The following is a 22461-nucleotide window of genomic DNA, read 5'->3' on the forward strand; positions in this document are numbered from 1 at the left end:
GAGACCTTAGGGTCTCGAGTGCATCAGTGCAGGTCAGAGCAGTATCGGATGGACGGATGAGGAATAACCGCAGGTCAGAGACCCCAGGGGGTATCCCCCCTACCCCACCCACATGACCGGGACGTAATGCGGATGAGCCATCAGATGCCGCCGCATACCCCGATTTTTCCAACGCTCTGACCAGTGCAAACGCGCATAACCCCAGGTCAGAATCCACACACATGGCCCCGTTTCGGGCCAGAAACGAGGTGAAACATGCCCGAAAACGACGAAATCGAGATACCAAAACCCCCGCCAGGACTGAAGGCCCGAGGCAAGCGCCTGTGGTCCGATATGCACACGTCTGGCGACTTCAGCGGCGCGCCCGAGACCGTATCGGTCATCGAAGAGGCTTGCTACCTAGCAGACGAGATCAAGCGTCTGAGAGACATCGTTCGAAAGGCAGGTTCTGAGACCCGCGTGACCGGCTACAACGGTCAACCGGTGTCAATGCCCGAGATGGCCGATCTCCAGCGAAACCAGCAACTGATGTTGTCGATGCTCAAGTCCATTCGGGTGGACTCCGGCGACGACAAGCTGACGACCAGTCAGCTTGGCCGCATGGGAGCCAATGCACGATGGGAGAACCGATGAGGGCGGGTATTCGACACGGTTGTATACAAACGGCAAGCACCCCAGAGGCTCTGGCTGCCCGCCTCCCGGACCAACTCCGGTACCTGGAGGGTCTGGACACCCCCGGCGATTACCAGGCACTGATGGGCAACGTCGTCGGCTGGCTCAACCACGCTGCACCCGGGTACGGCCAGAAGTTGGCTGCACCGGTACTGAGAGCAGCGGGCTTATCCGCTGCCGACTTCTATCGCGTAGCCCTCACCGGTGCTTTGTAGCAGTCAGGCGCTGCGAGTCTGGCTCGCCGGTGGCGACGTCCGGAATTACCAAGGTGTAATACACAACCACTGAGTGTCGGTGCTGGGTAGTAAGATGGCCTCGACGCAGCAAACCCCAGGGCCCGATGCCCTGGGGGCTCCGGACCGTGAGGCTTGTGCTTTTCTACTTGGCGGTAGACAACCAAGCTATCAGGGATCATTGCGCGGGCGAAAGATGCCCTAGCGCATTGTGACCAGAGTTTCACTTGCCTGCGTTACCGAGCCACGCGCTGAAGCGGCGCGCGGCAGTAACGAAAGCGAGGTACTCATGTACTTCAGTGTTGGCACTACCAAGGCGGGCGAGCCGTCCTGGTGGCTCTACGGGAACAACCACGAAAAAGTTGCCTGGGCTGGTGAAACGTTTGCGTCCTCGTATAACGCGGACCGCGCGGCGAAGGCCTTCAAGGCTGGCGCACGCACCGCCACCTACGACGTCTACGCGGACGCTGGCGGTCATTGGCGCTGGCGGGCGATTCGCGGCGGCAACAAGGTTGCATCATCAGGTGAGTCTTTCGCCAGCCGGTCGAACGCCGAGCGGGCAGCTAATAACGTCCGCGACAACGCCGGCAGTGCGACCGGGCTTTAAGCACGCTGACAAGGGCGGTACTGCTGCGGTGGTGCCGCCCTCCTGCTGGATGAATGACGGACCGAGCAGCGAGGGAAAATGGAATTTCTCAAGTACGGCATTGGATGGTTGATAGGCATTGCTGCCGCCGTCGCTAGTGCATATTACTTTTTCTACAACAAACGACTGAAGTCGCTTCAGATTGAGTCCAGCTTGAAAAGCATGATCGTTGCGGGAGTTGGCCACCACGGTCAGCTCACTGTGGCGTACGACGGAACCAAAGTTCGCGATCCGTATTTTGTAGAGGTTGCCGTCGTAAATTCGGGTCACAAGGATATAACTAGCAAGGATTTCGACGCAGATAAGCCCTTGCGGATTTCGGTAAGGGCGAAGGTAGTTGCACCGTTACAGTCGTCAGAACTTGTCGACGCGCAGCCTGCTGCAATGCGGCTGGACGTCGAGGCGGGTGAAGTAGTTGTTGGTCCCTCAAAGCTCGCTGTAGGCGAAGTTCATCAATTGAGGTTGTTAGTTGACGGATATCCAAAAATTGCAATTGTCGATAATCCGCTAATCGACACTAAGATCGAGTTTGGTGAAAGAATAAAAGACCAGAAGGTGAACCGGATTCTAACGGCAGCCTTTCTTGGATTCACACTTCTCGTAGTACTGCAGATTTCATCGTCTCTGTTCAACAACTTCGAGGATGAAATGAACGTCGTCTCGGTCGATTTTGCTGGCTCCTCTCGCGTAGCGAGCCCTTGGGGAGCTGCTTTTTGGGCGTGGGCCAATACCCTCCTTGTCCTGGGCATTCTCCTCCTCCTCGCCTACGCCGCGTTCGGCGGTATCAGGATGTATTTGAGTTCGCGTCGTCGAACGACGCGAGAGGCCTGAGTGTCGCATCGGCACAATTGCCGACTGCGAGGCGGGGAATTCCGTCCCTATCCGGCAATCGGGCATGCCGTAGGTGAGACCATGGGTGGATGTCCACAGACCACGAAGACTCCCCGAGTTCGGATGAAGTCGATGACCTCGATATCGACTACTCCCAGGATGATCCTGCCGACCTAATCGGCGCTGTTGATTTTGACGGTCTGAGTCCGACAGACTTTGAGGATTTCTGTTTTGACCTGATGTCAGCCGTAGGCTTTCAGAACGTAGATTGGCGCAAAGGCACGCCGACTCCGAGTTCCCCCGCAGACCAAGGGCGCGACATCGTGGCAGAGCACGCACACGCGGATGTTGACGGTTTCGGATACACCCAACGCTGGTTCGTCGACTGCAAGCACTACACCTCGAAAGGTGTGCCGCCTGATGCGCTTACCTCCACGATGGCATGGGCGGAATCTGAACGACCCGACGTAGTACTGTTCGTCCTGTCGGGCTTCCTCACGAACGGTGCCAAGAACTGGCTGCAGAACTACGAGTCGAATAATAATCCCAGATTTCGCATTCGCTACTGGGAGCTACCCCAGTTGCGGAATCTGCTTGCGAACCATCAGGACGTTGCTTTCAAGCACAATGTGGGCCTGTCGACCCTCCGCCGCGTATCCGACATTCTCGAAAAAGAAAGCGAGCTGACAGATCGCCTCTGGTACGGCAGGAAGCCGCCCCTAAGCAGCCCATGGTGGGATGACAAGGGTGTCGACAAGGAGCTGATGGCTCGATCGTTGAAAGCCGTCGAGGACCGGGTGGGCAAAGAGATCCTGGACCGCGACGTCTCCAACGACTTCTACTGGGCGCACCTACTCGGAGAAGCGTCCGCCCTCCGCTGGGTCCTAGGCGACGATCTAGGGAACGGCGACAGCTAGCGCGGTGTAATCTGATACTACCGAGTATGCGATCGGGACGATCGCTGCCGCGGCGTTCGGGGCCATTTTGTATACCGTTGTCACCGGCGACAACATCGTGTCGGCGTTGACGGGGATCATCGACAAGGCCTTGCAGACGTCGGTCGGATGATTCGTCGTGGCCGGGCTCGTCTGGTGTCTGACGAGCGGGGGATGGTGACGGTGGAGGCGGCGATTGCGATCGCCTCGATTGTTGCTGCGGTGGTGATGGGGGTCGTGGGGATCGTTGCGGTGGCGGCTCACGTGCGGTGTATCGATGCCGCACGTGAGGCGGCGCGGATTGCGGCGCAGGGTGATTCGGGTCGGGCCGAAGAGGTTGCCGCGCAGGTCGGTCCACGGGGTGCGCAGGTGCAGATTCGGACTGAGGGTGATGTGGTGGTGGCGCGGGTGAGTGCGTCTGTGCCGCTGTTCCCGATGCTCGATGTGGGTGCTGATGCGGTCGCAGCGGTGGAGCCGGAGGGTGCGGCCCCGTGAGGGTTGTTGCCGATGAGCGCGGGTCGGCGACGGTGGTGGGGGCGTGTGTGGTGGCGGCGCTCGCGGGATTGGTGGTGTTGGTTGTGTATGTGGGGGCGGCTGTTTCGGCCCGGCATCAGGCGCAATCGGCTGCTGATCTCGGCGCGCTCGCCGCGGCGCAGGCGTTGGTGCTCGGTGGTGCCGAGCCGTGTGGCCGGGCTGAGGTGATCACTCGTCGGATGTCGGCGGGTGTGGTGTCGTGCGCGGTCGACGGCAGTGATGTGGTGCTGACGGTGGCCGTGGGGGTGGACGTGGGTGTCTTCGGACAGCGGCAGGCCCGCGCGGTTGCCCGCGCGGGCCCGGCCGAGTAGGGGTGGCTACTTGCGTTTGACGATGCCCGCGATCCCGGCGATCACCAGACCGATACCCGCGATGAGGGTGAGCCACAGGCCGAAACCGACTTCGAGGAGGGGGCTGTAGTCGCTGATGTCGGCGATGTCGATCGCCGAGGTGAGCACGATCAGTAGACCGGCGATCAGAGCGATGATGCCTGCGACCAGGTGCAGCGGTGATCGCTTGGCGATCAGCGCGGAGACCACGCCGAAGATGGCCGCGACCAGTCCCAGGACCAGTGTGATCATGCCGTCTTTGACGCCGTAGTCGGAGTCGCCGAGGCCATTGACCTCCACGATGCCGGTGACCCAGGGCAAGAACGCCGCGATCACGGTCAGCAGGCCGAGCGCCGCGATCACCCCGCCGATGATCTTGACCGCTTTCGAGAGTGTGGTCGGTCCGGTGGTCGCCGCGTCGTAGGGTCCCGCGCCGTAAGGGCTACCGCCATAGGGGTTCTGGCCGGCTTGGTACGGGCTCTGCCCAGCCTGCGAGTATTGCGGTTGCTGCCCGTATTGCTGAGCGTTCTGGGGTTGAGCATTCGAGGGCTGCTGGCCATACTGCTGCGCACTCGAGGGCTGTTGGCCGTACTGCTGGCCGTACTGCGGCTGCTGGCCCTGCGGTTGTCCATACTGCGGCTGCTGCCCGTACTGGCCCTGGGAGTGGCCGCCCGGCTGACCACCCTGCTGCGAGTACCCCTGCGGCGGACCACTGGGCGGTGGTGTGGACGTCGGACTGAACCGCGTCTGTTCGTACGGGTCGGGCTGCCCGGGGCTCTGAGACATCGTCAATCCTTCTGCCGAATCCTTCAACGAGTTTGGATATCCAACGGTAAGCCCAAACAAGGCCGTAAAGAACCCGAATCCTTGTCTCATTCCCGCAAATCAAAGCTATTTCAGTCAGATGGTCTACACAATCTGGCGCGGGAGCCGCGGCTCCGCGACACCGACAACGCGAAACCCGAAACATGGCCTCAGCTGTCCGGCAACTCCCCCAGGATCAGGTCGAGAACACGAACGGCAGCCGCCTTGTCGAGCGGGTCATTACCGTTTCCACACTTGGGTGACTGGACACACGAGGGGCAGCCCGCCTCGCAACCGCAGTCCGACACCGCATCCCGGGTCGCTTTGATCCAGATCCCGAACGCCTCATGTCCGCGGTCGGCGAACCCGGCGCCGCCGGGATACCCGTCGTAGACGAACACGGTGGGCAACCCCGTGTCGGGGTGCAGGTTGGTTGACAGCCCGCCGATGTCCCATCGATCGCAGGTGGCCACCAGTGGAAGAAGGCCGATCGCTGCATGCTCGGCGGCGTGTAACGCACCGGGGAAGTCCACCTCGGCGATCCCGATCGCCTCGAGTGCCTCGGGCTCGATCGTGTACATCACCGCCCGCGTCGACAGCGTCTGCGGCGGCATGTCCAACTCCACCGAGTCCAGGACCTCACCGGTGAGCAACTTACGGAGGTAACCGACCACCTGATGGGTGACGTCGACGCGGACAAGGGAGACCTTCAACGGCCCGTGCCGCTGTTCCTGCATCACCTCGGTGATCTCCACGACTGTCGTCTCGCGGGCGCTGGTGGTCCAGTCCGGTTCTTCTGGGTGGACCAGAGCCAGCCCGTCCTCGAGGTCGAGTTCGTCGACGACGTAGCTCTCACCCTGATGGATGTGGACGGCTCCGGGGTGGACGGTGGACATGGCCCGGCCGGTGTCCACGGTGCCCAGCAGTTGGGCGCTGGTCTCGTCGACGATCATCACCTGTCCGCCGATGCCGCCCCGGATGTCCACGGCGCCATGAGGATCTACGCCCGCCGCGACGTACCAGCCGGCCTTCCGGTGACGGATGAGCCCCTGCCGGGCGAGGTCCTCGAGCAGCTCCCGTGCGCCGAATGCGTCCACCTCGGCCTCTTTCAACGGCATCTCCGCTGCCGCGCAGAGCAATTGAGGACCGAGTACATACGGGTTGGTGGGGTCGGTGACCGTCGCCTCGACGGGCTTGTCCAGCAACGCTTCCGGGTGGTTCACCAGATAGGTGTCGAGGGGGTCGTCGCGGGCGACGAGCACCACCAGGGAACCCTCACCGCGGCGGCCGGCGCGGCCGGCCTGCTGCCAGAATGACGCGACAGTGCCCGGAAAGCCCGCCACCACAATGGCATCGAGACCACTGATGTCGACGCCGAGCTCCAGCGCGTTGGTGGTCGCGACCCCCAGCAGTCGACCGTCGGCGAGGTCGCGCTCGAGCACTCTGCGGTCGTCGGCGAGGTAACCGGCGCGGTACGCGGCCACCCGTGACGACAACTCAGGGTCTACCTCGTCGAGAATGCGTTTGGCCGAGAGGGCGGCCAGCTCGACACCTCGGCGGCTGCGTACAAAACAGAGCGTCCGGGCGCCTTCGAGTACCAGGTCGGCGAGGATGCGGGCGGCTTCGGCGCCGGCCTGCTTACGCACCGGCGCACCGTTCTCACCGGTCATCTCGGGTACGAAACCGGGTTCCCACAAGGCGACGGTGCGAGCACCGTGAGGCGACCCGTCTTCGGTGATCTCCTCGCAGTGGGCGCCGACGAGTCTGCTCAGAGCCGCGCCCGGCGTTCCCGAGGTGGCGCTGGCCCCGATCACCACCGGATCGGCACCGACCGCGCGTGCCAGCCGCAGCAGACGCCGCAACACCAGTGCGGTGTGTGACCCGAATACGCCGCGGTAGTGGTGACATTCGTCGACGACGATGAATTGCAGACCGCGCAGGAAATGTCGCCATCGCCCGTGGGAGCCGAGTATCCCGATGTGCAGCATGTCGGGGTTGGTGAAGATCCACCTCGAATGTTCGCGTGCCCATTGCCGGACCGCGGGTTCGGTGTCTCCGTCGTACGCGCAGGGCTGTAGGTGCAGGAACTCCTTGCGCCCGGCCAAGAGCGAGCTGACGGAGCGGAGCTGGTCTGCACCGAGCGCTTTGGTGGGCGCGAGGTAGAGGGCGGTGGCCCGCGGGTCGGCGAGCATCCTGCTCAAGATGGGTACCTGATAGGCGAGCGATTTACCGGACGCGGTACCCGTGGAAAGCACCACATGTCGACCGGCCCAGGCGTGTTCGGCGGCCGCGACTTGGTGCGACCACGGCCTGCGAACACCCGCCTCCACAAGCGCATCCTTAACCGGACCGGCGACCCAGTTCGGCCACTCGGCGAAAGATGCTGTCCGGCTGGGAATTACCGACTTGTGCGTGAGTGGCGATTCATCGGGGGAGATTCCGGCCAATGTCCGCGCCAGTAGCGCGGAGCCGAAATCATCACTACTCATAAAGCCAGTTCACCACGGCGTAATCGTACCGATTGCTGCCGACAATCACGGTTGTGGCCACGTTTGGAATCAGAATGAACTCTCGACTGTTGTGCACGCCCGGAACATGATTGACTGATCTCGGTCGCAGCTTCTGGGGGGCGGTTCAAGCATTTGGCCGATCTCTCGGGATCGTGTTGCGAGCGTGGTACTGAAGGTTGGTGCGCGGGTTCGTCCCGCGAGCGGCGCCAGTAGGTATGGCGGTCGGAACCGGCCCGGCGGGGTAACTCCCCGCCGCACCCGGGTGAAGAAAAGGAATGCAAGATGGCACAGGGGACTGTGAAGTGGTTCAACGCGGAGAAGGGCTTCGGCTTCATCGCGCCTGATGATGGACCGGACGACGTGTTTGTCCACTACTCGGAGATCCAGGGGAACGGATTCCGCACCCTCGAGGAGAATCAGCGGGTCGAGTTCGAGGTCGGTCAGGGCACCAAGGGCCCACAGGCAACCGGCGTTCGAGCGCTGTAGGTCACTCCCCGAGGACCTTCGCACCACGCGAGGAACCTCCGTTTGATTCGGGCATTTCTTTCGGTGCTCGACGATCTCACCCCCGGTCGCCGCATTCCGGTGTCCGGGGGTGAGCCGTTTTCCGGCCCGCATACCGTACGGTTTCATCGTGGGTCAGCTGTCCATGTTCTCCGCGGAGACCGACGAACCGTCTGTGGACGATCTCGCCGGTCTGTTGGCGTCGGCCGGACAGACCACGATTGGATCTCGCGGCGCACGCGTCTCGGTGGTCGTGGCCGACGACTGGCGGGCCCAAGCGCTGGCAGACGAGATGGAACGGTGCGGACTGACTCCCGAGGTCTCGGTGTCGTCAGAGGGTTCGCCGCTCGTGGGTACCGCCACCACCTGGGCTCTCGAGCCGCTCCATCGCGCCTGGACAAAAGGCGCGATAAAGACGATGCCTGCAACGTGGGTGCCTAGCCCCCGAGCGTTGCGTCTGTGGGTGATCGCTGCCGGGCAGCGCGACGTCGACCGCTACCTGTTGGGACTCGACCCGCACACCCCTGAGTCCCATGGGGCTCTGGCCACCGCTGTGATGCGCGCAGGGGTGGCGCCGACGCTGGTGGGCACGCGGGGCGCCGCCCCCGCCCTGCGGATCGCAGGCAAACGCCGCTTGACGCGTCTGATCGAATCAGTGGGTGAGGCTCCGGACATCCCCGGGGCGGCCGCTTGCTGGCCATTCATTTGACGAGCGCGTCGATCGATCGCTGAACTGCGACGACACCCTGTCCGAGGGGGGTCCGAACACCGGGCCCCGACCGGTTTCGCGGGTGGCAGATCAGGTAGAGGTGTGTCAGTAGCGCTATACATAAGGTACAAACGGGCCAGAAGGCCCAGGGAAAGGTGCAGGCAAAGACGGTGGCGGATTCAGGTACAACAGCCCGCGGGACTGGCGGTGTCGTGCGCCGGCTCGTGATCGTCGAGTCTCCGACCAAGGCCCGCAAGATCTCCTCTTATCTCGGCAACAACTACGTGGTGGAGTCGTCCCGCGGACACATCCGGGACCTCCCACGCGGCGCTGCGGACGTGCCCGCCAAGTACAAGGGTCAGCCCTGGGCGCGACTCGGCGTCGACGTCGAGCACGACTTCGAGCCCCTCTACGTGGTCTCCCCGGACAAGAAGTCCACCGTCACCGAGCTCAAGTCGCTGCTCAAGGACGTCGACGAGCTCTATCTCGCAACAGACGGTGACCGGGAGGGTGAGGCCATCGCCTGGCACCTCCTGGAGACCCTCAAGCCCAAGGTCCCGGTCAAGCGGATGGTCTTCCACGAGATCACCGAATCGGCCATCAGGGCTGCCGCCGAGAACCCCCGTGACCTCGACGAAGACCTGGTCGACGCCCAGGAGACCCGACGCATTCTCGACCGCCTGTACGGCTACGAGGTGTCGCCGGTGCTGTGGAAGAAGGTCATGCCGAAGCTCTCGGCAGGCCGTGTGCAGTCGGTGGCCACTCGCATCATCGTCGAGCGCGAACGCGAGCGGATGGCGTTCCGGTCGGCAACGTACTGGGACATCGCTGCCACGCTCGACGCCGGCGCGGAAGCGACACCCCGCAGCTTCGGCGCCAGGCTCGTCAGTGTCGATGGCGACCGCGTGGCCAGTGGCCGCGACTTCGACTCGGCCGGCGCGCTGAAGAAGGCCGACGGGGTGACGGTGCTCGACGAGTCGCGCGCCGTGTCGCTCGCGTCAGGGCTCCAAGGCGCCGCGATGACGGTCTCGTCGGTGGAGGAGAAGCCCTACACGCGCCGCCCGTACGCACCGTTCATGACGTCGACCCTGCAGCAGGAGGCCGGCCGCAAACTCCGGTTCACCTCCGACCGCACCATGCGCGTGGCACAACGGCTGTACGAGAACGGCTACATCACCTACATGCGTACCGACTCGACCACGCTGTCCGAGTCGGCCATCACGGCCGCCCGTAATCAGGCCCGTGATCTCTATGGGGCCAACTTCGTCCATCCGACGCCGCGGCAGTACACCCGCAAGGTGAAGAACGCGCAGGAGGCGCACGAGGCCATCCGGCCGGCGGGCGAGTCCTTCCGGACGCCGGGTCAGGTCGCCTCGGCGCTGCAGACCGACGAGTTCCGGTTGTACGAGCTGATCTGGCAGCGCACGGTCGCTTCGCAGATGGCCGACGCACGCGGCACCACGATGAGTCTGCGGATCAGCGGTAAGGCTCAAACGGGGGAGACCTGTACCTTCGCCGCGTCCGGTCGCACCATCACCTTCCCGGGCTTCTTGTCGGCCTATGTGGAGACGGTGGACGAGCAGGCCGGCGGCACCGCGGACGACGCCGAGAGTCGCCTGCCGAATCTCGTCGAAGGCCAGTCGCTGACCGCGACCGAGCTGCGTCCCGACGGGCACACCACCAACCCACCCGCCCGATACACCGAAGCCTCTTTGGTGAAGACGTTGGAGGAGTTGGGGATCGGACGTCCGTCGACGTACGCATCGATCATCGGCACCATCCAGGACCGCGGGTACGTGCACAAGAAGGGTTCGGCCCTCGTGCCGTCATGGATCGCGTTCGCGGTGGTGGGACTGCTCGAGGCGTACTTCAAACGCCTTGTCGACTACGACTTCACGGCCACCCTCGAAGACGATCTCGACCAGATCGCGCAAGGCGCAGAGAATCGCACCGCCTGGCTGACCCGTTTCTACTACGGGCAAGAGGGCGCAGAAGGGCAGGCCGGTACCGGGCTCAAGAAGCTCGTCGGTGTGAACCTCGAAGAGATCGATGCCCGCGAGGTCAACTCGATCCGGTTGTTCGACGACGAACAGGGTCGCCCGGTGTACGTGCGGGTCGGCCGGTTCGGTCCGTATCTCGAGCGCACGGTCACCCCTGAAGGTGGTGGCGAGCCGGAGTCGCAGCGCGCCAACCTGCCCGACGACATCACGCCCGACGAGCTCACGCTGGAATTGGCCGAAAAGCTTTTCAGCACACCGCAAGAAGGTCGCACCCTGGGTGTCGATCCTCTGACCGGTCACGAGATCGTCGCCAAGGAAGGACGTTTCGGTCCGTACGTGACCGAGATCCTCCCGGATCCGGAAGACGAAGGCGACGACGGGAATTCGGTCCCTGCGCTGACTCCTCCGCCTGCGCCCACCCCGCTCGACGCCGGCGCGACCCCGCTCGACGCACCGACGGGCGGCGGCGGCACCGCAACCGCCACCAAGAAGGCGACGGCCAAGAAGACCGCGAAGAAGGCAGCCAAGAAGGCCGGCCCCAAACCGCGCACCGGATCGCTGTTCAAGTCGATGGAGATCGGCTCGGTCACTCTCGACGACGCGTTGAAGTTGCTGTCGTTGCCACGGGTTGTCGGGCAGGATGCCGAAGGCCAGGAGATCACCGCACAGAACGGTCGCTATGGGCCATATCTGAAGCGCGGCACCGATTCTCGTTCGTTGACATCCGAGGACCAGATCTTCGACATCACCTTGGACGAGGCGTTGAAGATCTACTCCGAGCCCAAGCGCCGCGGTCGGGCAGCAGCTGCTCCTCCGCTGCGTGAGCTGGGCAAGGACCCGGTTTCCGAGCAGCCGATGGTGATCAAGGACGGCCGTTTCGGTCCGTACGTCACCGATGGCGAGACCAACGCGAGCCTGCGAAAAGACGATGACGTCGCGTCGATCACCGACGAGCGTGCGTCGGAGTTGCTGGCGGACAGGCGTGCTCGTGGCCCGGCGAAGAAGTCGGCCAAGAAGGCGTCCAAGAAGGCTCCGGCAAAAAAGACCGCTGCCAAGAAGACAACGGCGAAGAAGACCACCGCCAAGAAGACAGCTGCGAAGAAAGCTCCGGCGAAGAAGGCTGCTGCCAAGAAGAAGGCGGACTAGCACCACGATGGTCCCCGTCGACGACGGCTGAGGGCGTATGTCCCTCGGCCCCGGCTGACGGGGACAATGCTGGTGGAGCTAGACCTCGACCTCGTATTTCGGCCTCGCCAAACGCGTCTCGATGCCCCGCCCACGTAGTTCGACACCCTCGCCGATGTCCCAGTGCTCGGCTTCCTCTGACGACGCCAGGTATACGGCGCGGGCCGAACCGAGCACGCGGCTCGGCTCGAATTTCGCTAGGTCGGTCAGCCGGGCCGCCTCGTTGACCGGGTCGCCGATGACGGTGTACTCGAGTCGTTGTTGCGAACCGATGTGTCCGGCGATCGCCTTACCTGCCGATACGCCGATGCCCACATCGGTGTCGCCCAGTGCGGTGTCCAGTTCCTGACGCAGCGTCCGGGCCGCGGCCAGCGCGTGACCGGCGAAGTCCTCTTGATCCAAGGGTGCGCCGAAGATTGCGAGGGCGGCGTCGCCCTGGAACTTGTTGACGAATCCCCCGTGGCGGCCGACGACGTCAACGATCACCCGGAAGAACTCGTTGAGCAGGTTGACGACGTCGCGGGGCGGCCGGTTGACGGCCAGCCGGGTCGATCCGACGATGTCGACGAACAGCACCCCGACGTAGCGTTCTTCGCCACCGAGTTCGGTGCCGATCTCGATGGCACGGCGCGCCACGTCTTCGCCGACGTAGCGGCCGAACAGGTTGCGGAGCTGTTGGCGCTCACGCACGTCGGCCACCATCTCGTTGAATCCCGCTTGCAGGAGACCGAGGTCGCTGCCGTCGTAGATGCGCACGGAGGTGTCGAGGTTTCCTTCACGCACCTCGGCCTGGGCGAACCGGAGCTGCTTGATGGGGTCGGCGATGGCGGACACCACGCGCACGAGACCGATCGAACCGAAGGCGAGTGCGGCGATCGCCATCCACAGGACCGGGCGTTGCAGACCGGCGGCGTCGGTGTCGATCACGCCGATCTGCTGACCGATCACCAGCGCGATGATGACGCAGAGGGGAGCGGCCACGCTGATGATCCAGAACAGGATGATGCGCTGGGTGACGCTGGGGGCCGTGGCGCTCTCGGGGTTGTTGGCCATCGCGGCAACGGTGATGGGTCGGAGGACTTTTTCCGACTGCATATAGCCCAGCACGCAGGTGATGAGGGCGCCGACGAACGAACCGAGTGCCACGACGATGGCCGTCTTCGCCGATTGCGACAGGCTGAGCAGGGCGAAAATCGCGCCGCCCAGCAACCACAGGGCGCCATGCACCTGCACCAGCAGCACCGGCAGGCGCAGGGCGCGTCGGCGTGCGCTCTCGTTGTCGAGTCGGGATCGTCGGCGGGTCCACACAAGAACCGGGAGCGACAAGGCGATGGTGGCGTACGCACTCACCAGGCCGGCGATGAAGAGGTAGACCACGAACACCAGCTGGCTCAGGCCGCTGATCTCGGACAACTGGACCGACGTCTGCTGGGGGAGGCCGAACCGGAGGAATGCGAAAGTGAACAGGGCACCGACGACATTGGCCCGGAGCATGTCCAGAGCCAGCACCGGCCACGGTGTGCGCACCAGCCAGCGCAACAGGTGCCATCCCCGTTGTAAGCGTGACTGTCTTTCCACCACGTGACCACGGTAGCTGGCTGCTTGCAAGAGTTAAACACGACAGTCGGAGGCGCCCGATAGGCTTGACCTGTGACAACTGTGTTCGATCGACTCGTCGGCCAGCACGCGGTGGTGGGTGAACTCACATCGGCGGCGGTTGCCGCAGTTCGGCTCGCCGCTTCGCGCGACCTTCAAGCGCACGGAAATGACCCGTTACCACTGCTTGCCGGGGACCCGGACTCCGGCTCATCGGCGATGACACACGCGTGGCTGTTCACCGGTCCGCCTGGTTCGGGGCGGTCTGTGGCGGCTCAGTGTTTTGCAGCCTCGCTGCAATGTGAGGTGACCGATTCGCCCGGATGTGGGCGATGTCACGCGTGCACGACTGTGATGGCGGGCACACATTCGGATGTTCGGAGGATCGTCCCGGAGGGATTGTCGATTCCGGTGAAGGACATGCGAGCCATCGTTCAGACCGCTGCGCGCCGTCCCAGTGTGGGTCGTTGGCAGGTTGTGGTGATCGAGGATGCCGACCGGCTCACCGAAGGAGCGGCCAACGCGCTGTTGAAAGCCGTAGAGGAACCGCCACCTCGCACGGTGTTCTTGCTGTGCGCCCCCAGCATCGATCCCGAGGACATCTCGGTGACGCTCCGGTCGCGGTGCCGGCACGTGGCGCTGACCATGCCGTCGGTGGCCTCGATCGCCGAGGTGCTCATCGAGTCCGACGGCATCGATCCGGAGATGGCGAAGTGGGCTGCGTCGGTGTGTGGCGGTCATGTCGGCCGGGCGCGACGGCTGGCCACTGACGACGAGGCCCGTGAGCAGCGCAAGCAGGCGCTGGCAGTCGCACGGGCAGCCACCAGGGACGCGACCGCGTACTCGGCCGCCGAGGCTCTCGTGAAGTCGGCCGACGCCGCGGCCAAGGCCATCAGCGCCAGGCTCGACGAGGCCGAGACAGAGGAGATGCGGACGGCGCTCGGGGCCGGCGGCACGGGAAAAGGTGCGGTCGGGGCCATGCGGGGTTCGGCCGGAATCCTCAAAGACCTCGAACGTCGGCAGAAGTCCCGGGAGACGCGCACCGGGCGCGACCTTCTCGACCGTGCGCTCGTGGATCTCGCGGCCCTTTTTCGGGACGCTCTGGCTGCGTCGTATGGGTCGTCGGTGACCGCGATGCACCCCGACATGTCCGAGCAGACCGTGGCGATGGCCGGCTACGCCCGCCGCGAGGAGTTGCTGGCCTGTGTCGAGGCGGTTCTGGAATGCCGGGAGTCGTTGAGTTTCAACGTCAAACCGAAGTTCGCGGTCGATTCGATGGTCGCCAAGATCGGCTTGGCCTTGCGTCACTGATCCCGATCCTGGGGGTCATCAGCATTGAATCCCCAGGTCGATGCCGAGAACAGGGGCGCGGAATGGCAATCGGGTCGGGCTGTGGACTCGCCCGGTTTGGTCGCTGTCGGCTCCGGTCGATAGACTCGTCTGCGCTGCCCTGGCAGCACGCCGCCTTAGCTCAGTCGGTAGAGCGCTTCACTCGTAATGAAAAGGTCGCGAGTTCGATTCTCGCAGGCGGCTCCACGTCCCAACCGGCACCGATCGGTGCCGGTTGGTGCATTCGGCAAACACTAGGTGGCGGTTGATTCATGGGTGTCCTCGTCTGCTTCCACGCTCATCCCGACGACGAGGTGTTCGGGACCGGCGGGATCATCCGTCTCTCCGCCGATGCCGGCCACCGGGTGGTACTCGTCACGGCCACCGACGGTGCTGCGGGTGAGGTGCCCGACGGACTGCTGGTCCCCGGCGAATCGCTTGCCGAGCGCCGGCGTACCGAACTCGAGAAGTCTGCCCGCATCCTGGGCGCGCACCGCCTGGTCATGCTGGGCTACGCCGACTCCGGGATGGCCGGCACGCCGGAGAACAACAGCCCGGACGCTTTTGCCAACGTCCCCGTGGAGCAGGCGGCCGAACGTCTGGCTGCTGTGCTCAGCGAGGAGAAGGCGGATGTCATCACGCTGTACGACAGCAACGGCGGTTACGGGCACCCCGACCACATTCAGGTGCACCGCGTCGGAATGCGCGCCGCGGAAATCGCCGGCGTGCAGAACGTGTACGAGAGCGTGATCAATCGGGATCAGATGCGCGAGATGATGATGTCGAATCCGGAATGGAACAACGACGACTCGCCGATCGATTTCGAATCGTTCGGCACCCCGGAAGCGGAGATCACCACAAGGGTGGACGTGGCTGCGGCCATTGCGGTCAAGCGTGCGGCGATGCGGGTGCACGAGACCCAGATCGGCGACTTCGGCCCTGTGCTGAAAATGGCGGACGAGGAATTGAAAGCTGCGTTCGGGACCGAGTGGTTCCGGCGGGTTGGCTCACAACCGGGTGGGGCGAAGGAGCTCTCTCTGCCGTTGTAGTCCGGCAGAGCAGAGTGTTTTCGAGTTGACCTCAGGGCTCGAGCGGACCGGAGGTGTCATCGGGCACCGCCCAGGTCGCCACGTCTGAACCGCCTGCGAACGACAGTGCGACGATCGTCTCGCCAGGGGGTAGCACAAACGCGACCGATCCCGTGGCCACGTCGTTCTGGGTGAGGGTTGTCGCTTCCAGTGGGTGCTCGAGTGTTGTTGCGACGGTTGTCAATTGGCTTCCGCCGGACGTGCGCGCAGTGAGCTCTGCGGGCTCGAGAAGTGCGGTGCCGCGCACCAATTGAACCGTGGCGTCCACGACGTGGAGCGAGCCGCCCGAACAGTCTGCTCCCTCGGCGCCCGCGCGCACGTTGTCTAGTGTGATCCGAAGTTCGGCGCCGCCGGTGTCGACCATCACGGCGTCACCCAGTTGGTGGGTCTGTGGTGCCCCGGCGATGAGCGATGCAACCGACCTGCTGTCGGCGACCGTGGGTGAGCGGTTCTCCGGTGTCACTTGAATGAGTGCAAGAGTAACGGCGGTTCCGCCGCCCAGTATCAAGAGAACAAATGCATATGTGAGAACGGTTGCAATCACATTCCGTTCGTGTTGATCGTCTCGCACAATTCTCTTCTTTTCGGCAGGGCGTTCTTTGTTGTCGCCGGTCGAACGCGTTCAGATGAGAGTACGGGGAGTCTGCAAACATTTCTCGATGGGGCCGATAAAAGAAAGTGAAATATAGTTGCCGACATCACGAACATTCGTTTGCCTAACAATCGGACACAGCCACTCGCATATGCTCGATACGTGACTGAACAACCGGCCGTCGATGCGCGGATCACCCGCACACGACAAGTGGTCATCGAGGCGATGCACCGCATCTTCGAGGAGGAAGGCGCCTCGGGGCTGACGCATCAGCGTGTCGCGCTCAAGGCGGGGGTGGGCCGGGCGACGGTCTACCGGCACTGGCCGACCACGTTGGACCTGCTCGTCGACACCCTGCGCGACATCGATCAGACGATCATGCAGCCCGGTGACGAACCATTCGACGAGTGGCTGGGTAATCAGCTCACGCACGCCGCTGCGGAATTGGCTCTGCCAACCAGTCGACAATTCATCGCCTTGATGATTGCCGAGGCCGACAATCACACGGTGATTGCAGACCTCGGTGCCGAGCTCATCGAGCGGACATACCGGGTGATGGAAGGGATGATCGAGCAGGCCGTCGAGCGTGGCGAACTGGATCGAAAACTCGATCAGACGGACGTGGTGGCAAGAACCCTGGGGCCGATCATCTATCGAACCGCGATGCAGCGTCTTGACGTGACGCCCGGTTTCATCGACCAGATCGTCGATTCCGTGGCCCGCCACTGAGCAAACCGTACGCTGGACGAGGTGAGCGATTCTTCGGCGCCGCTGTGGTTGTTTGCCGACCAACTCGGTCCCCATATTCACTCCGCCGAGGGCCATCTCGGTCGTGAGGTGGTCCTCATCGAGTCCACTGCGGCCTTGCGGAGACGGGCAGGCCATCGGCAGAAGGCGCATCTGTTGCTGTCGGGGATGCGGCACCTGGCCGACGACCTCGGCGATCGCGCGCACTATCTGAAGGCGCCCGGTTACCGCGATGCACTTGTCGAGTTCGGCCGACCGGTGGTGGTGCATGAGCCGACCTCGTGGGCCGCTCACGACTTCGTGCATCGCCTCCAGGCGGAGGGCCTCGTCGAAGAGGTGCTGCCCAACCCGTCGTTCGCTCTGCCCAGAAGTGACTTCGAACGGTGGGCGGGGAACAGTTCACGCTTTCGCCTCGAGATGTTCTACCGCGATCAGCGCACGCGTTTCGACATCCTGATGGACGGCGATCAACCCATGGGTGGCGCGTGGAACTACGACCACGACAACCGGAAGTCGCCGCCCAAGACGCCGACCCTGGGGGTGCCCGACCCCTGGTGGCCCGAGGAGGACGGGATCGACGAGCAGGTGCGCGCCGACCTCGACGCACTCGACGCACCGTGGTCGGGTGTCGACGGGCCGCGGCTCTTCGCGGTGACGGCTGCCGAGGCGCAGTCTGCCCTCGAGACGTTCATCGATCATCGGCTGGCAGATTTCGGACCCTACGAGGACGCGATGATGGGTGGGGACTGGTCTATGTCCCACTCGCTGTTGTCGGTGCCGCTGAATCTGTCGCTGCTACACCCGCTGGACGCGGTTCATGCCGCCGAAGACGCCGCCCGTGAAGGGTCGGTCCCGTTGGCGTCCGCCGAGGGGTTCATCCGGCAGATCCTGGGGTGGCGTGAGTTCGTCTGGCATCTGTACTGGCATTTCGGTCGCGACTATCGCACTGGAAACAACGAATTGAACGCGCATCGGCCGCTGCCCGACTGGTTCCGCGATCTTGATGCCGGCGCGGTGACGGCCAAGTGCCTCTCCGACGCTTTGGGTGGCGTCCACGACCGCGGATGGGTCCACCACATCCCGCGGTTGATGGTGCTGGGAAACCATGCGCTGCAACAGGGTTACGACCCGGACGAGCTCACCCGCTGGTACACGGCCAACTTCGTGGACGGCTATGAATGGGTGATGCCGGTCAACGTGGTGGGCATGAGTCAGCACGCCGACGGCGGCAAGATGGCGACCAAGCCGTACAGCTCGGGCGGCGCCTACATCAACAAGATGTCCGACTTCTGCAAGGACTGCGAGTTCGATCCGCGCAAGCGGATAGGCGCGGACGCATGCCCGTTCACTGCCGGCTACTGGGCCTTCACCCATCGCCACCGTGATCGGCTCGCCAAGAACATGCGAACGCGGCGGGCCGTGGCGTCGATGGAACGACTGGCCGATCTCGACGCCGTCCTCGAACAGGAGCGCCACCGGGACCGATTCTGACCGACATAATCACCGAAAGCTGTCAACGGTTGGAATCGTGGTGAATATCAGCCGTCGCGGCTGGGGAACCCAGACGGTGTGAACCCTATATTCGAATCCATGGCTTCGGCTCCGAGTTCCTACCTCGTATGCGCATCGCAACGCAGCGGTAGCACCCTTCTCGTCGAATCGTTGCGCGCCAGCAAGATTGCCGGTGAACCCGAGGAGTTCTTCCAGTACCTGCCCTCGACCTCACTGCCGCCGCAACCGCGCCAATGGTTCGCCGACGTCACCGATCCCGCTGTGCTCGCGTTGCTGGCCCCGCTGCGGACGGGAACGCCGAGCACCGAGACCAGCGATCAATGGCGTGAGCGCATCGCGCGGGAGGCGCGCACCCCCAACGGCGTCTGGGGCGGCAAGCTGATGTGGAATCAGGTTCCGCTGGTGGTCGACCGGGCCGAGGGTCTCACCGGCCGTTCCGGTGGCGACCTTCGCTCCGCCATCGCCGACGTCATCGGCGAGGAACCGCTGTACATCAAGGTGAACCGGCCGGACGTCGTGTCGCAGGCGGTGTCGTTCTGGCGTGCGGTGCAGACGCAGGTCTGGCGGGGACACGCAGAACCGGAAGTCGATGCGGCGGCGCAGTACAACCCGGACGGCATCGCGCACCTGGTCACGATTCTCCGCGACCAGGAGCGCGGCTGGCGCAACTGGTTCGAGCAGGAGTCGATCACGCCGTTCGAGGTCGACTACAGCGAGCTGGCAAGGGACTCCACCGGTGTCACGGCGCGGATCCTCGCCGCCCTCGATCTCGACCCTGCCGCAGCGCCGCCGCCGGTGCTGGAACGTCAAGCGAACAACCGGTCCGGTGAATGGGTAGAGCGATACCGCGCCGAGGCCCGACAAAGGGGGTTGCCAGTATGACAACGCAGATCACCGCCGACGTGACCCACGTCGATGAGCTGCGAGTTCTCGAGGCCGAGGCGGTGCACATCATCCGTGAGGTGGTGGCCGAACTCGAGCGACCGGTCTTGCTCTTCTCGGCGGGTAAGGACTCGATCGTGCTGCTCCGGTTGGCAGAGAAGGCCTTTCGGCCCTCGCCACTGCCGTTTCCGGTGCTGCACGTCGACACCGGGCACAATTTTCCCGAGGTCATCGACTTCCGCGACCGGCGTCTCGCCGAGGGCGGGCACAAGCTGATCGTCGGTTCGGTGCAGGAGTCGATCGACTCCGGGCGGGTGCAGGAGGTCGGCGGACCGGCCGGCTCGCGCAATCGCCTGCAGACGAGGACTCTGCTCGACGCACTGGAGGCCGGCAAGTTCGATGCGGCGTTCGGTGGCGCTCGGCGCGACGAAGAACGCGCTCGGGCGAAGGAGCGTGTGCTCAGCTTCCGCGACGAGTTCGGTCAATGGGACCCGCGGGCACAGCGACCCGAACCATGGTCGCTCTACAACGGGCGCATCCGTAGGGGCGAACAGGTCCGCGTCTTCCCGCTGAGCAACTGGACCGAACTCGACATCTGGCGGTACATCGAGCTGGAAGGCCTCGAGTTGCCGCCGATCTACTTCGCCCATGAGCGCGAGGTGTTCGAGCGTGACGGAATCCTGCTCGCCACTTCAGAATTCACCAGTCCGGCCGAAGGGGAGTCGGCCTCCGTCGAATGGGTGCGCTATCGCACGGTCGGCGATCTGACCATCACCGGAGCGGTCCGGTCACGGGCCACCACGATCGCCGACGTGGTCACCGAGATCTCCGCATCCACCGTGTCCGAGCGCGGCGAGACCCGCGCAGACGACCGCACGTCCGCCGCGGCCATGGAAGACCGCAAACGGGAGGGGTACTTCTGATGACTCGCCAACTGCTCCGGCTCGCCACCGCTGGTTCGGTGGACGACGGTAAGAGCACATTGATCGGCCGGTTGCTCCACGACACCGACAGTCTGCCGCTCGATCACCTCGAATCGGTCACCGATACCGAAGGTGTTGCCGACCTCGCCGCCCTGTCTGACGGTCTGCGGGCCGAACGCGAGCAGGGCATCACCATCGACGTGGCCTACCGCTTCTTCTCCACGGCCACACGCAATTTCATCCTCGCCGATACCCCCGGTCACGAGGCGTACACGCGAAACATGTTCACCGGTGCGTCCAACGCACACGTGGCGGTGCTGCTGGTGGACGCCCGTGCGGGCGTGGTTCGTCAGACCCGTCGCCACGCCCGCATCGCCACGTTGCTCCGGGTGCCCCACCTGGTCGCGGCGGTCAACAAGATCGACCTGGTCGACTACAGCGAGGAGCGTTTCGCTGAGGTAGAAGCCGAATTGCACGTGCTCGCACAACGTTTGGGTGTCCAGAACCTCACCGTTGTTCCTCTGGCCGCCAAGCTCGGCGACAACGTCGTGACCCGTTCGACCAACACACCCTGGTACACCGGTCCGACGTTGCTGGAGTTCCTCGAGGCCGTCGAGTTGAAGGCGCCCGCCGCCGAACCGACCGAGGTGCGTCTTGCGGTGCAGTGGGTGTCACGGCCGGCCGCCGGGGAGCGTCGTCGATACACGGGCCGGTTGTCTGCTGGCACCCTGCAGGTCGGTGATCCGATCGTGGTGCTGCCGTCGGGTTCGAAAAGCCGTGTCACCGCACTCGACACCCTCGACGACAACCGCAGCGTGGCCGTCGCGCCGCTGTCGGTGTCGGTGGAACTGGCCGACGAGATCGATGTCGGCCGCGGCGACATGATCGTCAGTGGGTCACCGGATGCGCATCTACCGGTCGCCGCCCGTGAGCTCGACGTCACGGTCTGCTGGTTCTCGGAGACGCCGCTTCGTGCGGGGGACCGGATCGCGCTGAAGCAGGCGACGCGCACGGTGCGCGCCACGGTTCAGGAGCTGCACAGTCGACTGGATCCCGAGACGCTGGGCGAGGATCCGCAACCCGTGGAACTCGCGCTGAACGACGTCGGCACGGTGACGTTGCGCACCAGTTCCATCGTGGTGGCCGATCCGTACGCGGACAACCGCGATGTCGGTGCATTCATCCTCATCGACGAGAACTCCAACGACACGGTGGGCGCCGGCACCATCACCGAGCCCCGGGAGGTCAAGCCGGGCGCCCGGACACGCAACGACATCAAGTGGCATCCGTCCTCCCTCGAGCGCACCCATCGGTGGAGTGCGGTCGGTCAGCGGGGAGCGGTCATCTGGCTGACCGGCTTGCCGGCGTCGGGCAAGTCGACCGTCGCGGTTGCACTCGAGCGTGCACTGGTCGAGTCGGGTCGGGTGGCCTATCTGCTCGACGGCGACAACGTGCGCCACGGGCTGTCGGACGACCTCGGGTTCTCGGCCGGGGACAGGGCCGAGAACATCCGCCGTGTCGGGCATCTGACCAGGCTCTTCGCCGATGCCGGGGTGGTCGCGATCGCATCGCTGGTGTCGCCGCTGCGCAGTGACCGGGAGATCCCCCGGGCACTGACGGCCGCCGCCGACCTCCCGTTCATCGAAGTCCATGTGGCGACGCCGCTGGCCGAGTGTGAACGTCGCGATCCGAAGGGGCTCTACGCGAAGGCACGGGCGGGCGAACTCAAGGGGCTCACCGGCATCGACACGCCGTACGAGGCGCCGGAGAACCCGGACCTGGTGATCGATACGACGGGCGCCGATGCCGACGAACTGGTGAGGCAGATCCTGGAGATCCTCGCCGATCGCGAGCACGCAAGCGTCTGATCCCCGCCTGCGGGTGAGCTCTGGGTTTTGGG

The 22461-nt window shown here is 64.3% G+C and carries 21 protein-coding genes, 1 tRNA gene and 1 pseudogene; 19 read left to right on the forward strand and 4 right to left on the reverse strand.

What is annotated here, in order from left to right:
* Nucleotides 1-255 precede the first annotated feature (255 nt).
* The 8 genes and pseudogenes from ACVWY6_RS07935 (at nucleotide 256) to ACVWY6_RS07970 (ending at nucleotide 4162) form a co-directional block, all read left to right on the forward strand.
* The gene (locus ACVWY6_RS07935; protein WP_457537239.1) at nucleotides 256-633 is read left to right on the forward strand and encodes a hypothetical protein; all 378 of its coding nucleotides are present in this window, start codon (nucleotides 256-258) and stop codon (nucleotides 631-633) included.
* Nucleotides 630-887 carry a hypothetical protein gene (locus ACVWY6_RS07940; RefSeq protein WP_457537241.1) on the forward strand — a complete coding sequence of 86 codons (258 nt, stop codon included), beginning with the start codon at nucleotides 630-632 and terminating at the stop codon, nucleotides 885-887. The genes ACVWY6_RS07935 and ACVWY6_RS07940 overlap by 4 nt, the downstream gene beginning before the upstream one ends.
* Nucleotides 888-1194: 307 nt before the next feature.
* Nucleotides 1195-1512, forward strand: coding sequence for a YegP family protein (locus tag ACVWY6_RS07945; RefSeq protein WP_457537242.1), 318 nt, complete (start codon nucleotides 1195-1197; stop codon nucleotides 1510-1512).
* A 78-nt stretch (nucleotides 1513-1590) separates the two neighbouring features.
* Entirely contained in the window at nucleotides 1591-2382 is a 792-nt protein-coding gene (locus ACVWY6_RS07950) for a hypothetical protein (protein WP_457537243.1), read from the forward strand.
* A gap of 89 nt (nucleotides 2383-2471) precedes the next feature.
* Nucleotides 2472-3299 carry a restriction endonuclease gene (locus ACVWY6_RS07955; protein WP_457537245.1) on the forward strand — a complete coding sequence of 276 codons (828 nt, stop codon included), beginning with the start codon at nucleotides 2472-2474 and terminating at the stop codon, nucleotides 3297-3299.
* Nucleotides 3300-3315: 16 nt separating this feature from the next.
* Nucleotides 3316-3450: pseudogene (locus ACVWY6_RS07960) on the forward strand (DUF4244 domain-containing protein); the annotation flags it as partial.
* Between the two features lie 41 nt (nucleotides 3451-3491).
* Complete coding sequence (locus tag ACVWY6_RS07965) at nucleotides 3492-3812, forward strand: TadE family type IV pilus minor pilin (protein ID WP_081729682.1); 321 nt, start codon at nucleotides 3492-3494, stop codon at nucleotides 3810-3812.
* Nucleotides 3809-4162: an Rv3654c family TadE-like protein gene (locus ACVWY6_RS07970; RefSeq protein ID WP_457537247.1), complete on the forward strand. Its 354-nt coding sequence runs from the start codon at nucleotides 3809-3811 to the stop codon at nucleotides 4160-4162. The genes ACVWY6_RS07965 and ACVWY6_RS07970 overlap by 4 nt, the downstream gene beginning before the upstream one ends.
* Nucleotides 4163-4168: 6 nt before the next feature.
* Here ACVWY6_RS07970 and ACVWY6_RS07975 read toward each other — a convergent pair whose 3' ends face one another.
* On the reverse strand, nucleotides 4169-4966 hold the full coding sequence (locus ACVWY6_RS07975) for a hypothetical protein (RefSeq protein ID WP_457537249.1): 798 nt from the start codon (nucleotides 4964-4966) through the stop codon (nucleotides 4169-4171).
* A 188-nt stretch (nucleotides 4967-5154) separates the two neighbouring features.
* Nucleotides 5155-7473 (reverse strand): DEAD/DEAH box helicase, encoded by a 2319-nt coding sequence (locus ACVWY6_RS07980; RefSeq protein ID WP_457537250.1) that lies wholly within the window; start codon nucleotides 7471-7473, stop codon nucleotides 5155-5157.
* Nucleotides 7474-7776: 303 nt separating this feature from the next.
* Here ACVWY6_RS07980 and ACVWY6_RS07985 point away from each other — a divergent pair, with 303 nt between their 5' ends.
* The 3 genes from ACVWY6_RS07985 (at nucleotide 7777) to topA (ending at nucleotide 11853) form a co-directional block, all read left to right on the forward strand.
* Entirely contained in the window at nucleotides 7777-7980 is a 204-nt protein-coding gene (locus tag ACVWY6_RS07985; protein ID WP_023956397.1) for a cold-shock protein, read from the forward strand.
* Between the two features lie 148 nt (nucleotides 7981-8128).
* On the forward strand, nucleotides 8129-8707 hold the full coding sequence (locus ACVWY6_RS07990; RefSeq protein ID WP_030169088.1) for a hypothetical protein: 579 nt from the start codon (nucleotides 8129-8131) through the stop codon (nucleotides 8705-8707).
* A 170-nt stretch (nucleotides 8708-8877) separates the two neighbouring features.
* Nucleotides 8878-11853 (forward strand): type I DNA topoisomerase, encoded by a 2976-nt coding sequence (gene topA / locus ACVWY6_RS07995; protein ID WP_457537253.1) that lies wholly within the window; start codon nucleotides 8878-8880, stop codon nucleotides 11851-11853.
* A 78-nt stretch (nucleotides 11854-11931) separates the two neighbouring features.
* Here the strand turns inward: topA and ACVWY6_RS08000 are convergent, their stop codons facing one another.
* Nucleotides 11932-13473: an adenylate/guanylate cyclase domain-containing protein gene (locus tag ACVWY6_RS08000; RefSeq protein ID WP_062795135.1), complete on the reverse strand. Its 1542-nt coding sequence runs from the start codon at nucleotides 13471-13473 to the stop codon at nucleotides 11932-11934.
* A gap of 69 nt (nucleotides 13474-13542) precedes the next feature.
* Here ACVWY6_RS08000 and ACVWY6_RS08005 point away from each other — a divergent pair, with 69 nt between their 5' ends.
* From ACVWY6_RS08005 to ACVWY6_RS08015, 3 genes are all read left to right on the forward strand, one after another.
* Entirely contained in the window at nucleotides 13543-14799 is a 1257-nt protein-coding gene (locus ACVWY6_RS08005; protein ID WP_023956389.1) for a DNA polymerase III subunit delta', read from the forward strand.
* Nucleotides 14800-14948: 149 nt separating this feature from the next.
* Nucleotides 14949-15024, forward strand: a tRNA-Thr gene (locus ACVWY6_RS08010).
* A gap of 65 nt (nucleotides 15025-15089) precedes the next feature.
* Nucleotides 15090-15866, forward strand: a complete 777-nt coding sequence (locus ACVWY6_RS08015; protein ID WP_457537254.1) for a PIG-L family deacetylase — start codon at nucleotides 15090-15092, stop codon at nucleotides 15864-15866.
* A 31-nt stretch (nucleotides 15867-15897) separates the two neighbouring features.
* Here ACVWY6_RS08015 and ACVWY6_RS08020 read toward each other — a convergent pair whose 3' ends face one another.
* Nucleotides 15898-16368, reverse strand: coding sequence for a DUF1942 domain-containing protein (locus tag ACVWY6_RS08020; RefSeq protein WP_457537256.1), 471 nt, complete (start codon nucleotides 16366-16368; stop codon nucleotides 15898-15900).
* Nucleotides 16369-16659: 291 nt separating this feature from the next.
* Here ACVWY6_RS08020 and ACVWY6_RS08025 point away from each other — a divergent pair, with 291 nt between their 5' ends.
* From ACVWY6_RS08025 to cysC, 5 genes are all read left to right on the forward strand, one after another.
* Nucleotides 16660-17226 (forward strand): TetR/AcrR family transcriptional regulator, encoded by a 567-nt coding sequence (locus ACVWY6_RS08025; RefSeq protein ID WP_457537258.1) that lies wholly within the window; start codon nucleotides 16660-16662, stop codon nucleotides 17224-17226.
* Between the two features lie 21 nt (nucleotides 17227-17247).
* On the forward strand, nucleotides 17248-18735 hold the full coding sequence (locus tag ACVWY6_RS08030) for a cryptochrome/photolyase family protein (protein ID WP_457537260.1): 1488 nt from the start codon (nucleotides 17248-17250) through the stop codon (nucleotides 18733-18735).
* Nucleotides 18736-18834: 99 nt separating this feature from the next.
* On the forward strand, nucleotides 18835-19638 hold the full coding sequence (stf0, locus tag ACVWY6_RS08035; RefSeq protein ID WP_457537262.1) for a trehalose 2-sulfotransferase: 804 nt from the start codon (nucleotides 18835-18837) through the stop codon (nucleotides 19636-19638).
* On the forward strand, nucleotides 19635-20561 hold the full coding sequence (gene cysD / locus ACVWY6_RS08040) for a sulfate adenylyltransferase subunit CysD (protein WP_030169110.1): 927 nt from the start codon (nucleotides 19635-19637) through the stop codon (nucleotides 20559-20561). The genes stf0 and cysD overlap by 4 nt, the downstream gene beginning before the upstream one ends.
* Nucleotides 20561-22429: an adenylyl-sulfate kinase gene (gene cysC, locus ACVWY6_RS08045; RefSeq protein WP_457537264.1), complete on the forward strand. Its 1869-nt coding sequence runs from the start codon at nucleotides 20561-20563 to the stop codon at nucleotides 22427-22429. The genes cysD and cysC overlap by 1 nt, the downstream gene beginning before the upstream one ends.
* The last annotated feature ends 32 nt before the right edge of the window (nucleotides 22430-22461 follow it).

The sequence above is a fragment of the Williamsia sp. R60 genome, from assembly GCF_054063855.1.

Bases quoted from the DNA above. Each gene is read 5' to 3' on its own strand.
- ACVWY6_RS08015 (WP_457537254.1), top strand. From the start codon at position 15,090: ATGGGTGTCCTCGTCTGCTTCCACGCTCATCCCGACGACGAGGTGTTC.
- stf0 (WP_457537262.1), top strand. From the start codon at position 18,835: ATGGCTTCGGCTCCGAGTTCCTACCTCGTATGCGCATCGCAACGCAGC.
- cysD (WP_030169110.1), top strand. From the start codon at position 19,635: ATGACAACGCAGATCACCGCCGACGTGACCCACGTCGATGAGCTGCGA.
- ACVWY6_RS07965 (WP_081729682.1), top strand. From the start codon at position 3,492: ATGGTGACGGTGGAGGCGGCGATTGCGATCGCCTCGATTGTTGCTGCG.
- cysC (WP_457537264.1), top strand. From the start codon at position 20,561: ATGACTCGCCAACTGCTCCGGCTCGCCACCGCTGGTTCGGTGGACGAC.
- ACVWY6_RS07975 (WP_457537249.1), bottom strand. From the start codon at position 4,966: ATGTCTCAGAGCCCCGGGCAGCCCGACCCGTACGAACAGACGCGGTTC.
- ACVWY6_RS07985 (WP_023956397.1), top strand. From the start codon at position 7,777: ATGGCACAGGGGACTGTGAAGTGGTTCAACGCGGAGAAGGGCTTCGGC.
- ACVWY6_RS07950 (WP_457537243.1), top strand. From the start codon at position 1,591: ATGGAATTTCTCAAGTACGGCATTGGATGGTTGATAGGCATTGCTGCC.
- ACVWY6_RS07945 (WP_457537242.1), top strand. From the start codon at position 1,195: ATGTACTTCAGTGTTGGCACTACCAAGGCGGGCGAGCCGTCCTGGTGG.
- ACVWY6_RS07955 (WP_457537245.1), top strand. From the start codon at position 2,472: ATGTCCACAGACCACGAAGACTCCCCGAGTTCGGATGAAGTCGATGAC.
- ACVWY6_RS07980 (WP_457537250.1), bottom strand. From the start codon at position 7,473: ATGAGTAGTGATGATTTCGGCTCCGCGCTACTGGCGCGGACATTGGCC.
- ACVWY6_RS07935 (WP_457537239.1), top strand. From the start codon at position 256: ATGCCCGAAAACGACGAAATCGAGATACCAAAACCCCCGCCAGGACTG.
- ACVWY6_RS07940 (WP_457537241.1), top strand. From the start codon at position 630: ATGAGGGCGGGTATTCGACACGGTTGTATACAAACGGCAAGCACCCCA.